Source organism: Salinarimonas rosea DSM 21201, from assembly GCF_000429045.1.
GTDB lineage: Bacteria > Pseudomonadota > Alphaproteobacteria > Rhizobiales > Beijerinckiaceae > Salinarimonas > Salinarimonas rosea.
The window spans coordinates 68,058-81,373 of record NZ_AUBC01000014.1 but is presented as its reverse complement, the minus strand read 5'-3'; the positions used below and the strand labels follow the sequence as shown (position 1 = coordinate 81,373).

Sequence of the window (13,316 nt, the reverse complement as noted above, 5' to 3'; positions counted from 1 at the left end):
GTGCACCCCGTTGCAGAGGGCCGTTTCAATCCATCGAACCAACGTTGAACATAATGTAACAGACAGCACTTACGGCGGCAACCCCCTACTACCCCTTTCCATGTTTTTTGTTTTCAAGGGTACTTGACCCGCAGTACGGGACTATGGTACTAGTATGTCCATCGCAGTCAGGTGCTGCCGCAGCAATGGAGACGAACCATGCGCTTCTATCATGAGTATATTCCGACCGCAGAAATGTCCCGTAAGGAGAAGGCGACCGCGCAGGCCCGTCGGCGTTCCATCCTGACCGACTTCGCCAAGGAGGCGATGATCGCTCAGGGGTATCAGCTGGGGGCCTCTCTCGGCGTCCCCGGCGCGCACGGCTTCGAGGCCACGATCGACGGCCAGCGCGTGCGCGTCGGGGTGAAAACCGCAGCAGATCGCTGGCTGAGCATCCCGAGGAACGACGCCGGCGAGTTCGGACTTCTCGACAAGATCGACGTGCTCTTCACGGTGACGTTCGATCGCTGGCCGGACGCACGGAAGGTGCAGGTCTACGAGATCGATCCCGCCGCGCTGATCGAGAAGGCGCGGATCGCTTACGACAAAGCCGAAGAGCTCAACCACCACGGCCTCCAGTTCCTCCCGTTCGACGAGGAGCTCACGCGCAAGACGGCGACGGCGCAGGCAGCGGGGCACCTGCTTGAGATTGCCCGGCTCTTTACCGAGGAGGACATCGAGTGGGACGGGGAGGCCTTCTCTACGCCGAGCGAGCCGTCGCCTGAGACCGAAATCGAGATCGAGCAGGTGACCGCGCCGTCTCGCCGGCTGACCATCCAGGAGGCGAAGGAAGGCTTGGCACTGACGTTCGGTGTCGATCCGTCCGCAATTAAGATTAGCATCGAAGCTTAGTTTTTCGACAAGCAACGTATCCGGACCGTCCGGTAAACTTATCTGATCCAGAGCTTTGATGGAGTATTGGACGATGCCGAAGATTCACCTTATCTGCAAGGATCGCAATCTTATTTGGGCTTCATGCCACCCAGAATACAAGAGCGGGAACTGGGATTTAACCGAGAATGAAGCTTCAACGTTAGTAGGCGGTCTTATTCTATTCCATCAGAGTAAAAAACAAGTCTCATATTTTGGCGGTATCATCACTTCGTATGAGGTCCTATATGATGACAAGAAGAAAATCGTTTTCACGCTTACGTCCGTACACGAGGCTAAAAATGTTACCTGGGAAGGAAATTTGCACCACCGAAGCAGAAAAAGTTTGATCGTGTAGCATTTATCCCTAGTTGTCTTGATCCAGGAGGTGAATCAATGTGGATTTGCTTTAATGACGCCTTCATTTCGGCCGTCCAGGATCGCAGCGATCTGAGCGTACTTGTTATAAGAGGGCGTAAGCGCGCTCACTTGAAGATATTGTTTCCTGATTACGACATTATCGACACGCCGAACGCCGACTACGCATGCCGAGTTTTTGTCCCCAAGTCCCGATTTGCCAAATTAATCGCTGACCGCATCGAGGAAATCGACTACCCGAACTTTAAGTACAGCGTCGAAGATGACGCGCTACACGATCTCTATGCAGGTTTCTGGCAGGATCACTGGCGGTACCAGCACAGGCCGGATTGATCGTACACGAGACGAGGAAGGCTTACATAAATCCAGCGCTCCACGCTCCTGGCTGGGGCACCCCGCCGTCCGCACGAGCCGGCGGCGGGGACAGCCGATCCGATCATCGCGGCCCTGATGGCCGGACGCAATGGGGGTCCTCGAAGCTTCCACTTCCAGACGACGCCCAAGGAAGCGGACCGATCCGCTTGAAAACACCCGAGGCGGAAGCGGACCGAACCGGGCCGGTCCGCTTCGGCTGATCTGCGGCGGCTACGCGGATGGGACGGTGGCCGCGTAAGCAGCCCATACGCCGGCCATGAAGCCTGCGTAGGAGGCGAGCACGCAAATGATGGCGACGACCTTGAAGAAGTCACCCCAGCCTACGAGCCGCTTCGACGCCTTGGTCTCGTGAACGAACGGGTGCGTGAGATCGCGCGTCATTTCCGCCTTGGCGCTCACATAGAGATGGTTCGTGAGGTAGGTCGCGCCGGCGGCGAAGGCGGCGAGCGCCGCGCCCAGAGAGAAGAGCACCGCAGCCCAGAACAAGTCGCCGGCGGTCTCGGTCCCAGCGTTCCGGCCGAGAAAGGTGAGCAGGGCGATACAGGCTCCGCCATTGAGCAGGAAGGCGGCGCGGACCGCCTGGACGCCTGACTCAGCGGTGGCCTTGTTCGCCTCCGCGTAATCCTCGTCGAAGCGCTCATGCCTGCGCTTGGCCCAGTAATGCGGGTCGTCCTTCTCGCTCATCTCGCCCCCCGTTCATCGTGCAGGATGCTACAGCGAGAGAGCCGGATGCGCATCCTCGGTCCGCTTCGACGGGGCTGGTCACGCCGGGTCGCTCGCGGAGCGCCAGCCCTCGGTCTCGCCGGCCTCATGCTTGATGAGGCATGCTTCCCAGTCGGGTCGGACGGGGCTCCCCGAGAAGATGGCGGCGATCTCCGCTAGGCTCTCCTGGATGAAGCGGGCCGACTGAGCCCCGGGCGCGTCATCGCTGGCTGCGCCGGCGCGCCTGAACCTGTCGAAGGCTCCGACGGTGTGGACCCTGTCGAAGGTGGCGTGCTCGTCCTCTCTGAGCTGGCGCAGCGCCGCGAGGGCTGCACGCAGGTCGCCATCGGCCTTCGCTCGATCGGCGATGTGGTAGATGTCCCGGGCGCGCTGGTCGTGGGAACCGATGATCCGGGCAACAAGGGTCTCGGCGGTTTCGGCGCGCACGCGGGCGATCTGTTCGTCTCGGGCCTCGGCCCACCATTCCCTCACGGTCCGGTCGGAGACGTCGAGCGCCCGGGCGATCGCCACGGCGCTGATACCTCGGGCGCGCATCATGAGAGCCTTGCTGCGCCGCTGGTCGAGGAGGAAGGCGGCAGTGGCCTCGTCGATCGGCTCGCTGGCCGGGGAGGTCGGCACGGTGGGGGCCGCGCCTTCGAGGAAGAGCGGCGCAGGCTCCGGCGTTCGTGCACCCCGTTGCACCGGCTCGGCAGCCATGTGGCGATCGCGGTGGCGCAGCAGGGAGGTCTTGCTGAGCCCGTAGGCGGCCGCGAGCTTCGAGAGGGAGCGGGTCTCGTCGCGCAGCTCCTGCTCGATCGCGAGCCGGTCGAGGCTTGCGCAGATGGTGCACCGGCGAGCCATGGCTACACGGTCTCCGGCTCGGGCACGTCGACGAGCGCCATGATCAGAAGCTCATGCTCGTGCGTGTCCAAGCCCTTCTTCTCCTTGGCGGCCTCATCCTCCAGCCGCCCGAAGGCGCGCCATCCTCCGGCCTCGGCGGCCGCGAGCGCATCGGCGAGAAGCTGCTCGGCACGTTGCCGGGTGGCCCGGAAGACGGCGCTGAGAAGGAAGAGGGTATGGGGCGCGGAGCCGGGAACGCGGTCGAAGCCGAGGTTCACAGCGTCGCCGCCTCGCTGCTGGATGAGGAGAGCGGCGTCGGAGAGGGCCTGCCAAGCGCGGCCGCTCCTCTCGATGAGAGGCGTCATGATGGGACCTCGTAGTGCTGGGGGAGGAGAGAAGGGTGGCCCCCGCCCGCGAACGTGAAGGCGGGGCAGGCGGGGGCGCGCGGCGCTCTCGGTGACCCCTCCGAGGCGCGCCGATCGGGGATAGGGTCAGACGATCAGGCGGAAGTACGGGACGGTGCCGGCTGTCGCATGCCGGCGGAGCACGCCCGCCTGCGTCAGGCGATCGATGATGGCCTCGGCGCGGTCGGCGCTGACACCGATCGCCCGCCCGAGAGCACCCCGTTGGACCGGGATGGGCTGCTCACCGCCGGCCCGGTAGTCGCGGCGCAGGACAACGACGGCCTCCAGGTCGCTGAGGTCGAGCCCTCGGCGCGACAGCTCACGAATGTCGGCCGGGATGGCGTCAAGCCGCCGCTCCGCCTCGGCCCGCTGAGCGGCCGCATGGGGCACCACCTCGCCGTAGAGATCGAGCGTCGAAGCCATGCCCGAGGGCCGAACCGTGCCGGCGCTTGGCTGGGAGAAGTCGAGGCCGCGCCCTGAGACGCGAGCGGAGCCGCCGAAGAGCTTTGTCGCCTCGGCCGCGCGCTGGCGCATCTCGCGGTCCTTGGGCGTGTCTTGTGCGGGCAGATCGATGAACGACGTCGGGATCATCGGGCGGCCTCCTGCGCAACGGGTTGCACGGCTCCGACGCCGGCTCGCACGAGGTCGAGCACGACCCCGGCGCGGCTTGCGCCCCGCTCTCCCCGGCTGCGCCGGTCCTGAACCGCGCGATCCAGCTTCTCCAACAGGGGCGCGGGTACGCGAACCCCTACAGTAGTCGTCTGCGTTTTCATAACGATGCCTTCCGCTTTCGATCCGGTGAAATTCACGCTATTCCGACGTCTACATGGTGTCAATAGTCGTACCCGGGCTCCATCAAGCCTCGTACACTGTCTTCGCCACTCGTTCTTGTGCGGGTGATCTTGTGTCCCTGAACCTGTTCTCCCGGATAATCCGGTAGGCGCGGCGCGCTACGGACCAAGTTTGCTTCCTCAGGCGCTGCGGCGATTGCAACGCGGTGCAAGACCTCGAAACTCTGTCCCTGTTTGCTTCGAGAGAGGGAAGTGACCTGGATGTCGGGGGCAGGAGGATGCCGGAGCACAGGGGGCTGTTCCGTGCTGTCAAAGGTCGCCTCGGACGCAAACGCGGCTGGGGTGCGCGTGCGGTCGACAGCGAGCGGCGAGCCGGCGGAAGCGGTCTCGGCCAATCTGCCCGCGCGACAACCTTCCCTAGCTCCGCGCTCAGCGATTGAGGTCGGACGCTGGCGAACTCGAAGCCGCGAAGTCGGCGAATTCGGCGGTTGAGAGTTGGCGGAAGCCTTCTCGCTCCCTTCGCCTTGGCCCCCCTCGGCCGTCCGAGCCGAAGGCGAGGATCTTTCCTCTAATATCTCTTCTAGGTTCTCTTCTAATAGGGGATAAGGATTGCCTTCCCCCTGCGCGCCGGATTTCCTTACGTCACCCCCCCGCTTTTCCGGAGGGGGTGGGCACCGCTTAGCCGGTGGCGGCAGTACAGCTGGACTCCACTGTAGATTTGGTTTGATAGTCTGCCCATCTCTCTTGTTGCTACCGATGATGATCGCACCTTTCTCGGCCAGCGCCCGCAGCGTTTCGCGGACCTGCGGCTTCGATCGGCTCAGTCCCTGACTGTGGTAGGTCCCCTCGTCGAAGCTGCGGTAGGTGAAGAGGAAGTGATCACGTCCCCACCCGCATGTATGGTCGAGAATGAAGGAGAACACCGCAAATTCTCGGTCCGACAGTGCAGCGCGCCACTCTCGAAAGAGCTTCCTGGTGTAGTAAAGCTGCCTTGTCGGACTTTTCGGGTCGTGTTCGCTCCAGCGCAGAGTGTCGTCGCCCGCACTGCCGCACGCGTCGGCTTCGATTTCTAGATCCAAGGTTTTGCTCCGCTGCTAGTCAGGATCCAAGCGAACTACTGCACCACGCTGGAGCATTCACTCGCTGGTCGAGATTTCTGGGCAGGCGACAGTGATCGCCAGAGAGAAAGGCGATAGAAGATGGCTAGCAGCCCGTCAAACGAAACATTTTGCACCCCGTTGCAAATTCGACTTTTCCTCTGTGTCGATCAATTTTCGTTCACCTACAAAACCCTCACACCGACAGAATTTGCAACGGGTTGCAAAATGCCTTCCACTTGACTGACTTGAGATCAAACGCTATCGAAATTTCACATGTAGACAGCAGTAAAGCGAGTCGAGGATAAGTCTGTGGCGAACCGTATCTTGACGACGGCAACGCGCTTGGCGCACGAACACCGACGCCGTCATCCCCACTGGTATGCAGACCCCGATCTTCTTTTCGTCGAGAACGTGGCGACAGCCCTCGGCTGCTCTGTCGACCATGTCCGGCGCATTCCGCGCAATGAGCTTCCGGCAGCGCGGGTTGGGCAGCGCGTCATCTATCGCCGCATCGACGTCGCGACATACGTGGCCGCCAAGCTCGACCGGGGCGCACCGGCAATCAAAGGAAAGCCGCTCGGGGTGCAGCCCGCCAGGGCGGTGTCGTTCGACCCGGTACGGCAAGTCAGGACGCTTCTCAAGGAGGATCAAGGTTGACAACGAGCATCAAGGTCGGGCCGTTTCGGCTCGCACCTTTCGTCAGGAACGGGACGCCCACCGGCCAGTGGCAAATCGACGTTCCGGCCCGCTTTGCACCCGGTTGCAAGCGCAAGCGCATTCTGGCGGAAAGCCGGAAGCTCGCTGAGGCCGAAGCCAAGCGCCTGCTCCGGCAAATTCAGCTACAGGGCCGCATCGCAGCCGAAGCGGCGGAGAACGCGGGGGTCACCCTGGCAGAGGCGAGCGAGGCTTGGCTGACGGAACAGGCGCGGCGCGTCGAGACACAGAAAAAGCGCGCTGCCTCGCTGGAGACGAACGCGTATCACCTTCGCGCTCTGATGCCCGTCCTCGGCCCGCGCGACCTCGCCGGCATCACCGACGACGACATCTCGGAATACCAGCGCCTGAGGCTCTCAGCGGGCCGCAAGGCGCGGACGGTGAACTCCGAGACGGCGACCCTGCTTCAGGTGCTGAACTGGGCGAAGCGCAAGGGGCTGATGCAGCGGCTGCCCGAGGTCGAGGCGATCCCCTACCGTGCGCCGCTGCTCGACCTACCCTCCCAGGAGGAGATGGCGCGCATCCTCGACGCCCTGCCGGAGCGGGAGCGGGCCCTGGTCAGGTTCTTTGCCGAGACCGGCTGCCGGAAGGGCGAGGTGTTTCACCTCACATGGGACGACGTCGACCTCCAGGCGGCGCTCGTCGCCATCAGGCAAAAGGAAGGCTTCACGCCGAAGACGGCCCATTCGGAGCGGCGCATTCCGATCGGGCCGGGTCTGGTGGAGAGCCTGTCGGCGCTGCCGCGCGAGGGGCAGCTCGTTTTCCCGGGGCGCGGCGGCGTGGTTCGTACCAGTGTGGGTAAGGCGCTCGCGACCGCCATCCGGACTGCGCGAATCACGCGCGGCGGAAAGCCGATGAAGCTGACCCTGCACATGCTCCGGAAGGCGCACGCGACGTGGCAGAAGGAGCGCGGCATCGAGGAGACGGTGCTCCAGTCCAGGCTCGGGCATGCCAGAGGCTCGCGGGTGACCAACGCCGTTTATGTGCACATGAGCACCGAGGCGCAGCGCAACGCGATTCTCAATCTGCCGGCGGCCGGCTCGGGACAGTTGGCAACAGTTGGCAACGCCCTATCGGGCGGAAGGAGCCAATTTCGCGCTAAGTCCTTGGAAACAATGGTGGGCGCGACAGGGATTGAACCTGTGACCCCTACGATGTCAACGTAGTGCTCTCCCGCTGAGCTACGCGCCCTGAGACCGGCGACTTCGGGTGGGCGCCGCCGGTGAGGAGGGCCGTATAGCCGAGGGATTCGCGGGATGCAAGCGGTAAGATGCACCGCATTCGACCCCGCTTCGAGCCCGGCCCGGGACGGCCCGGTCCCGCCGCCCTCAGGCGGCGAGCAGCTTCTCCACCTCGTTGACGAGGTCCTTGAGATGGAAGGGCTTGGAGAGGACCTTGGCGTCCTTGGGAGCCTGCGTGTCCGGGTTGAGGGCGACCGCGGCGAAGCCGGTGATGAACATCACCTTGATGTCCGGGTCGAGCTCGGTGGCGCGGCGCGCGAGCTCGATGCCGTCCATCTCGGGCATGACGATGTCGGTGAGGAGCAGCTCGAAGGGCTCCTCCCGCAGGCGATTGTAGGCGGACAGCCCGTTGTCGAAGCTCGCCACGTCGTAGCCCGCGTTCTGCAGGGCCTTGGCGAGGAAGCGGCGCATGTCGTCGTCGTCTTCCGCGAGAAGGATCTTCATCTGTCGTCCGGATCGGCTCTGGTGCGAATCGGCTATCGTTGTTCCATAAAGCCGCCAGCCCGTAAACAGGCCATGAAGCGGGCCGTCGGATCCACCGGCCCGCGGTGATCTGCGCCATGGACAGACGGGGCGAGACGCCCCATCTTGGTAGGCTCGCGCGGGGCGCGGCCGCCTCGACGGCGCCGCCGCCCGCATCAGCTCGGAGACCCGGCAGGCCGCATGCCCGTCGCACAGGACACGGATCTCGGCGCGGACCTCGCGCGCGACGCCGATCTCGACCCGGACTTCACGCCCGCCTTCGTGGTGGACGCGCCGGGGCGGCAGAGCGCACCCGTCGTCTTCAACGCGCCGCACGCCGGCTCGGTCTACCCGCCCGCCTTCCTCGCCGCCGCCCGCCTGTCCGGGCTCGCGCTGCGCCGCTCGGAGGACGCGCACGTCGACGGTCTGTTCGCGGAGGCGCCGCTGCTGGGCGCACCGCTGCTGCGCGCGCGCTTTCCCCGCGCCTATCTCGACGTGAACCGCGAGCCCTACGAGCTCGACCCGCGGATGTTCGAGGGGCGGCTGCCGGGCTACGCCAACACCCGCTCGATGCGCGTCGCGGGCGGGCTCGGCACCATCCCCCGCCTCGTCGCGGACGGGCACGAGATCTACGCCCGCAAGCTCGGGGTCGAGGAGGGGCTCGCGCGGGTCGAGGCGCTCTACAAGCCCTATCACCGCACCCTGCGCCGGCTCGTGGAGCGCACCGTCTCGCTCTTCGGCGCCGCGGTCCTGATCGATTGCCATTCGATGCCCTCGTCCTCGCTGGCCCGCGAGGAGATGGGCGTCGCCGACATCGTGCTCGGCGATCGCTACGGCACGAGCTGCGCGGGGCCGATCACCGACCTCGTCGAGGAGGCGCTGCGCCGGCGCGGCTACGGGGTCGCCCGCAACAAGCCCTATGCCGGCGGCTTCATCACCGAGCACTACGGCGAGCCGGCGGCGCGGCGCCACGCGCTGCAGATCGAGATCAACCGCGCGCTCTACATGGACGAGCGCACGCTGGCGCGCGGCCCCGCCTTCGCGACGATCGCCCGCGACCTGATCGACGCCATGGCCGAGGTCCTGCCCGCCATCGCCGCCTGCATCGGCGCCGGGCCGGCCGAGGCGGGGCTCGCGGCGGAATGAGCGGGGCGGCGGCGCGCGCGCCCGCTCCCGGGACTCCCGCGGAGGAGCGCCCGACGGAGGCGCGGGCGCGCGGGTCGGAGACCCAGGCCCAGCAGGCCTACCGCCGGCTCGAGGAGATGATCGTCACCCTCGCGCTGGCGCCCGGCAGCCGCATCTCGGAGAACGCCATGGCCCAGCGGCTCGGGCTCGGGCGCACCCCCGTACGCGAGGCGATGCAGCGGCTCGCCGTCGAAGGCACGCTGAGGATCCTGCCGCGGGCGGGCGCCATCGTCTCCGAGATCGATCTCGCCGACCAGTTCAAGCTCATCGAGGTGCGCCGCGGGCTCGAGCGGATCATGGCCGGGCGCGCCGCACGCCTCGCAGACCGGGAGACGCGCGCGCGCTTCGCGGCCCTCGCCGCGCGCTTCGGCGAGGCCGAGGCGCAGGAGGCAGAGGCCGCCTTCATCGCGGCCGATCGCGACTTCAACGCGCTGCTCGCCGCGAGCGCGCAGAACAAGTACGCCGCCGCGGCGATGGCGCCGATCCAGGCGCAGACGCGGCGCTTCTGGTTCCTCGCCTTCGAGCGCTTCGGCGACATCCCGCGGGTCTCGCGCCTGCACGGCGCCATCTGCCGGGCGATCGCCGCCGGCGACGAGGCGGCGGCGCAGGCGGCCTCGGACGCGCTCGTCGACTACGTCGAGGACTATACCCGGCGCACGCTCGACGCGATGATGTGAGCCGCCGCCGGGCCGGCTCGGCACCGCCCCGGCGGGACGGCATCTGACATGTCAGTTCCATAGCAACTGCATACGAGCTGGGCAGGCCGGCGTCGCCTTTCGCGGCAGCCTCGCACCCACGCGCTGGCGCGAACGCCGGCCGGCGGGCCGTGCGCGGGATTGGCATCGCCCATGCAAGAGGAGGCTCCACACGAGAGACGACCTCCCCCAGCGGACGCCGCGAGGCGACGCGCGGGGAAGGGGTCGCGGGCCAGGGAGCGACGGCCGGGGACGGGCGCAGCGAGGCGAAACCGGAGGACCCCCGAGATGAACAGACGCGACTTCCTCACCCGCGGCGCCGCCGGCGGCGCCGTCGCGGTCGGCGCGAGCGTGGCCGCGCCCGCCGTCGTGCGGGCCCAGGAGAGCTTCACCTGGCGGATGACGAACGCCTACGGCCCGAACGCGCCCTTCTACACGACGGGCCCCGGCAGCCCGGACGCCTTCATCGCCAAGGTCGAGGCGATGTCCGGCGGTCGCCTCGCGATCCAGCACTTCGCCGCGGGCGAGCTCGTGCCGGCGCTCGAGGGCTTCGACGCGGTCGTCTCGGGCGTGGTCGAGGCCAACGCCGCGAACTCGTATTTCTGGGCCGGTCGCAGCTTCGCGGCGCAATACTTCACCACCGTGCCCTTCGGCATGAGCTTCCTCGGCCACATGGCCTGGCTCTACCACGGCGGCGGCCTCGAGCTGTGGGAGGAGGTCTACGAGCCCTTCGGCCTCGTCGCCTTCCCGCTCAACAACACCGGCGTCCAGATGACCGGCTGGTTCCGCGAGCCGATCGAGAGCGTGGAGGACCTGAATGGCCTGCGCATGCGCATCCCGGGCCTGGCGAGCCGGATCTACGGCGAGCTCGGCGTCGACGCGCGGCTCCTGCCCGGCGGCGAGATCTTCCCGGCGCTGGAGCGCGGGGTGATCGACGCGGCCGAGTTCGTCGGCCCCTACCAGGACCGCCGCCTCGGCCTCCAGAACGCGGCGAAGTTCTACCACACGACCGGCTGGCACGAGCCCGCCACCACCGGCGAGCTCGCCATCTCCCGCGCCGCCTGGGACGCGCTTCCCGACGACCTCAAGGCAATCGTGCGCACCGCCGCGCAGGCGACCGTGCTCGAGAGCGTCACCTGGTCGGAAGCGGTGAACGGCGAGGCTCTCACCGATCTCGTCACCAACCACGGCGTCACCGCCGCCGTCCTGCCGCAGGCGGTCGTCGAGCGCCTGCGCGAAGTGGCCGCTGACGTGCTCTCCACCGAATCGGCCAAGGATCCGCTCTCGCAGAAGGTCCACGAGGCCTACATGGCCTTCAAGGCCGACCACGACCGCTGGGCCGGCATCTCCGAAGGGCCGTGGCACGGCACGATCCTCGGCGGCTGACCCGTGATCGTGCTCGAACGCCTCGTCGAGGCCCTGGAGGGGGCGGTCGCGCTGCTCGGCCGCCTCGCCGCGCTCACCTGCATCGTGCTCGTGCTCGTCGTCGCGGGCAACGTGCTCGCGCGCTACTTCTTCAGCGCCGGCGCGATCTGGCTGCAGGAGCTCGAATGGCACCTGATCTCGCCGATCGCGCTGTTCGGCATGTCCTACGCGCTCCTCGCCGGCGAGCAGGTGCGCGTCGACGTGCTCTACGAGCGCTTCCCCGCCGGGCTGAAGCGGGCCGTGGAGGTGCTCACCGGCCTTCTGCTGGCGCTGTTCGCCGCCTGGATGGTGACGCTCTCCCTGCCCTTCGTGGCGCAGTCCTGGCGGCTCGGCGAGGGCTCGCCCAATCCCGGCGGGCTGCCCTTCCGCTTCGCGCTCAAGAGCCTGATCCCGCTCGGATTCGCGCTCCTGTCGGCGCAGGGGCTCTGCCACGCGCTGCGCCACGCCGTCCTCATGCGATCCAGGGGCTGAGCCATGTCGCCGAACGAGATGCTGGCGCTCGCCATGGTCGGCGCCTTCTTCTGCCTGATCATGATCGGCATCCCCGTCGGCATCGCCATCGCGACCGCGGCGATCGTGTTCGGCTATGCCGGCTTCGGGCCGATGCTGTTCAACCTCGTGCCGTCGCGCATCTACGGCGTGGTGACGAACTACACCCTGATGGCGATCCCGCTCTTCGTGTTCATGGGCGTGATGCTGGAGAAATCCCGCCTCGCCGAGGAGCTGATCGACGTCATCGGCCACCTGTTCGGGCGCGTCGGCGGCGGCATGGGGGTGGCGATCGTCGTCGTGGGCGTGCTGCTGGGCGCGGCGACGGGGATCGTCGGCGCGACCATCGTGACGCTGGGCCTGCTCACGCTCCCGGCGTTGATCCGGCGCGGCTACTCCACCCCGCTCGCCTGCGGCGTGATCTGCGCATCCGGCACGCTCGGCCAGATCATCCCGCCCTCGCTGGTGCTCATCCTGCTCGCCGAGGTGCTGGGGCTGTCGGTCGGCACGCTGTTCGCGGCGGCGATGATCCCCGGGCTGATGCTGGCCGGCCTCTACGTGATCGCGCTCCTCGTCACGGCCCGGCTGCGGCCGGACCTCGCCCCGGCGATTCCCGCCGACGAGCGTGCGGCGATGCCCGCCGGTGCGCTGGCGCGGAAGGCGCTCCTCGTCGTCGTGCCGCCGATCGGGCTCGTCCTCGCCGTGCTCGGCTCCATCGTCGGCGGCGTGGCGGCGCCGACGGAGGCCGCGTCGATGGGCGCCATCGGCGCGCTCGCGATGGTGCTCGTCGCCGGCAAGCTCTCGGGCCGCCTCCTGTGGGAGGTGGCGCGCACGACGCTGCTGATCTCGGCGATGGTCTTCTTCATCCTGATCTGCGCGCAGCTCTTCGCGCTCGCCTTCCGGGGGCTCGGCGGCGAGCACCTCGTCGAGCGCATGTTCGAGTGGGTGCCGGGCGGGGTGACCGGGAGCCTCGTCTTCCTGCTCGTCCTCGTCTTCCTGCTCGGCTTCTTCCTCGAGTGGATCGAGATCACCTAGGTCGCCCTGCCGCTGTTCCTGCCCTTCTTCGTGGGCGAGGGCGTCGACATGGTCTGGCTCGGCATCCTGATCTGCCTGAACCTGCAGACCTCCTTCCTCACGCCGCCCTTCGGCTGGGCGCTGTTCTTCCTCAAGGGCGTCGCGCCGCCGGGCGTGACGACGGGGGCGATCTATCGCGGCGTCGTGCCCTTCATCGCGCTCCAGCTCGCGGCGCTCGTCATCCTGTTCGCAGCGCCGGGCCTCGCCACCTGGCTGCCCGAGGCGATCGGCTGGTGAGGGCGGAACGCGGACGACGCCCTACTCCCCCGGCGTCGCGTGCTGCGGCTCCCAGAAGTGCTCGCGCGCGCCGGTCAGCAGGAAGGCGAGCTCGTCGATGTTGGCGACGACCCGGTCCGCCCCCGCGCGGGTGACCGAGCGGCGCGGCAGACGCTCGGCCGCATGCACGAGCGCCTTGCGCGCGTGCCCCAGCGTGAGGAGCAGCTCGGCCTGCTCGGCCTCGTCGAAGACCCGCCTGCGCACCACCATCGTTCGACCCCCGTTTCGCTTGGTTCCTCATTCGTTCTGATGCCGC

General features: G+C 67.2%; 14 protein-coding genes, 1 tRNA gene and 1 pseudogene. 9 read left to right on the top strand and 7 right to left on the bottom strand.

Translation table 11 applies throughout. From position 1 onward, the window contains the following. Positions 1-198: 198 nt before the first annotated feature. Positions 199-891, top strand: a complete 693-nt coding sequence (locus tag G407_RS0112175; RefSeq protein ID WP_029031021.1) for a hypothetical protein — start codon at positions 199-201, stop codon at positions 889-891. A gap of 414 nt (positions 892-1,305) precedes the next feature. Beyond that, positions 1,306-1,620, top strand: a complete 315-nt coding sequence (locus G407_RS30450) for a hypothetical protein (protein WP_052341289.1) — start codon at positions 1,306-1,308, stop codon at positions 1,618-1,620. Between the two features lie 252 nt (positions 1,621-1,872). On the opposite strand, the gene G407_RS0112165 is transcribed toward G407_RS30450, so the two are convergent. The 4 genes from G407_RS0112165 to G407_RS0112150 form a co-directional block, all read right to left on the bottom strand. Then, positions 1,873-2,346, bottom strand: a complete 474-nt coding sequence (locus tag G407_RS0112165) for a hypothetical protein (RefSeq protein WP_029031020.1) — start codon at positions 2,344-2,346, stop codon at positions 1,873-1,875. 78 nt (positions 2,347-2,424) lie between these two features. Then, complete coding sequence (locus G407_RS0112160; RefSeq protein WP_029031019.1) at positions 2,425-3,225, bottom strand: helix-turn-helix domain-containing protein; 801 nt, start codon at positions 3,223-3,225, stop codon at positions 2,425-2,427. A 2-nt stretch (positions 3,226-3,227) separates the two neighbouring features. After that, entirely contained in the window at positions 3,228-3,569 is a 342-nt protein-coding gene (locus tag G407_RS0112155; protein WP_029031018.1) for a hypothetical protein, read from the bottom strand. Between the two features lie 126 nt (positions 3,570-3,695). Continuing rightward, positions 3,696-4,199, bottom strand: coding sequence for a hypothetical protein (locus G407_RS0112150; protein ID WP_029031017.1), 504 nt, complete (start codon positions 4,197-4,199; stop codon positions 3,696-3,698). A 1,609-nt stretch (positions 4,200-5,808) separates the two neighbouring features. Here G407_RS0112150 and G407_RS31740 point away from each other — a divergent pair. Next, a complete protein-coding gene (locus G407_RS31740) occupies positions 5,809-6,156 on the top strand; it encodes a helix-turn-helix domain-containing protein (RefSeq protein WP_156917566.1) in 348 nt (115 codons plus the stop codon). A gap of 338 nt (positions 6,157-6,494) precedes the next feature. Then, entirely contained in the window at positions 6,495-7,379 is an 885-nt protein-coding gene (locus G407_RS32870; RefSeq protein ID WP_084327499.1) for a tyrosine-type recombinase/integrase, read from the top strand. Here G407_RS32870 and G407_RS0112145 read toward each other — a convergent pair. Both G407_RS0112145 and cpdR read right to left on the bottom strand, forming a co-directional pair. After that, positions 7,330-7,404 (bottom strand) — tRNA-Val (locus tag G407_RS0112145). The genes G407_RS32870 and G407_RS0112145 overlap by 50 nt on opposite strands. A 137-nt stretch (positions 7,405-7,541) precedes the next feature. Further along, positions 7,542-7,898, bottom strand: a complete 357-nt coding sequence (gene cpdR, locus G407_RS0112140; protein ID WP_029031016.1) for a cell cycle two-component system response regulator CpdR — start codon at positions 7,896-7,898, stop codon at positions 7,542-7,544. Between the two features lie 303 nt (positions 7,899-8,201). Between cpdR and G407_RS0112135 the strand changes: the two genes are divergently transcribed. From G407_RS0112135 to G407_RS27360, 5 genes and pseudogenes are all read left to right on the top strand, one after another. Further along, on the top strand, positions 8,202-9,062 hold the full coding sequence (locus G407_RS0112135; RefSeq protein ID WP_029031015.1) for an N-formylglutamate amidohydrolase: 861 nt from the start codon (positions 8,202-8,204) through the stop codon (positions 9,060-9,062). After that, a complete protein-coding gene (locus G407_RS27365; RefSeq protein ID WP_052341287.1) occupies positions 9,059-9,778 on the top strand; it encodes a GntR family transcriptional regulator in 720 nt (239 codons plus the stop codon). Before G407_RS0112135 ends, G407_RS27365 begins: the two co-directional genes overlap by 4 nt. A gap of 306 nt (positions 9,779-10,084) precedes the next feature. Beyond that, positions 10,085-11,182 (top strand): TRAP transporter substrate-binding protein, encoded by a 1,098-nt coding sequence (locus G407_RS0112125; protein ID WP_029031014.1) that lies wholly within the window; start codon positions 10,085-10,087, stop codon positions 11,180-11,182. Positions 11,183-11,185: 3 nt separating this feature from the next. Continuing rightward, positions 11,186-11,692 carry a TRAP transporter small permease subunit gene (locus tag G407_RS0112120; protein ID WP_043539647.1) on the top strand — a complete coding sequence of 169 codons (507 nt, stop codon included), beginning with the start codon at positions 11,186-11,188 and terminating at the stop codon, positions 11,690-11,692. 3 nt (positions 11,693-11,695) lie between these two features. Further along, positions 11,696-13,021: pseudogene (locus tag G407_RS27360) on the top strand (TRAP transporter large permease). 21 nt (positions 13,022-13,042) lie between these two features. Here G407_RS27360 and G407_RS0112110 read toward each other — a convergent pair. Next, entirely contained in the window at positions 13,043-13,270 is a 228-nt protein-coding gene (locus G407_RS0112110; RefSeq protein WP_029031012.1) for a hypothetical protein, read from the bottom strand. Between the last annotated feature and the right edge of the window lie 46 nt (positions 13,271-13,316).

Bases quoted from the DNA above. Each gene is read 5' to 3' on its own strand.
- G407_RS0112175 (WP_029031021.1), top strand. From the start codon at position 199: ATGCGCTTCTATCATGAGTATATTCCGACCGCAGAAATGTCCCGTAAG.
- G407_RS30450 (WP_052341289.1), top strand. From the start codon at position 1,306: ATGTGGATTTGCTTTAATGACGCCTTCATTTCGGCCGTCCAGGATCGC.
- G407_RS0112165 (WP_029031020.1), bottom strand. From the start codon at position 2,346: ATGAGCGAGAAGGACGACCCGCATTACTGGGCCAAGCGCAGGCATGAG.
- G407_RS0112160 (WP_029031019.1), bottom strand. From the start codon at position 3,225: ATGGCTCGCCGGTGCACCATCTGCGCAAGCCTCGACCGGCTCGCGATC.
- G407_RS0112155 (WP_029031018.1), bottom strand. From the start codon at position 3,569: ATGACGCCTCTCATCGAGAGGAGCGGCCGCGCTTGGCAGGCCCTCTCC.
- G407_RS0112150 (WP_029031017.1), bottom strand. From the start codon at position 4,199: ATGATCCCGACGTCGTTCATCGATCTGCCCGCACAAGACACGCCCAAG.
- G407_RS32870 (WP_084327499.1), top strand. From the start codon at position 6,495: ATGCCCGTCCTCGGCCCGCGCGACCTCGCCGGCATCACCGACGACGAC.
- cpdR (WP_029031016.1), bottom strand. From the start codon at position 7,898: ATGAAGATCCTTCTCGCGGAAGACGACGACGACATGCGCCGCTTCCTC.
- G407_RS27365 (WP_052341287.1), top strand. From the start codon at position 9,059: ATGAGCGGGGCGGCGGCGCGCGCGCCCGCTCCCGGGACTCCCGCGGAG.
- G407_RS0112125 (WP_029031014.1), top strand. From the start codon at position 10,085: ATGAACAGACGCGACTTCCTCACCCGCGGCGCCGCCGGCGGCGCCGTC.
- G407_RS0112110 (WP_029031012.1), bottom strand. From the start codon at position 13,270: ATGGTGGTGCGCAGGCGGGTCTTCGACGAGGCCGAGCAGGCCGAGCTG.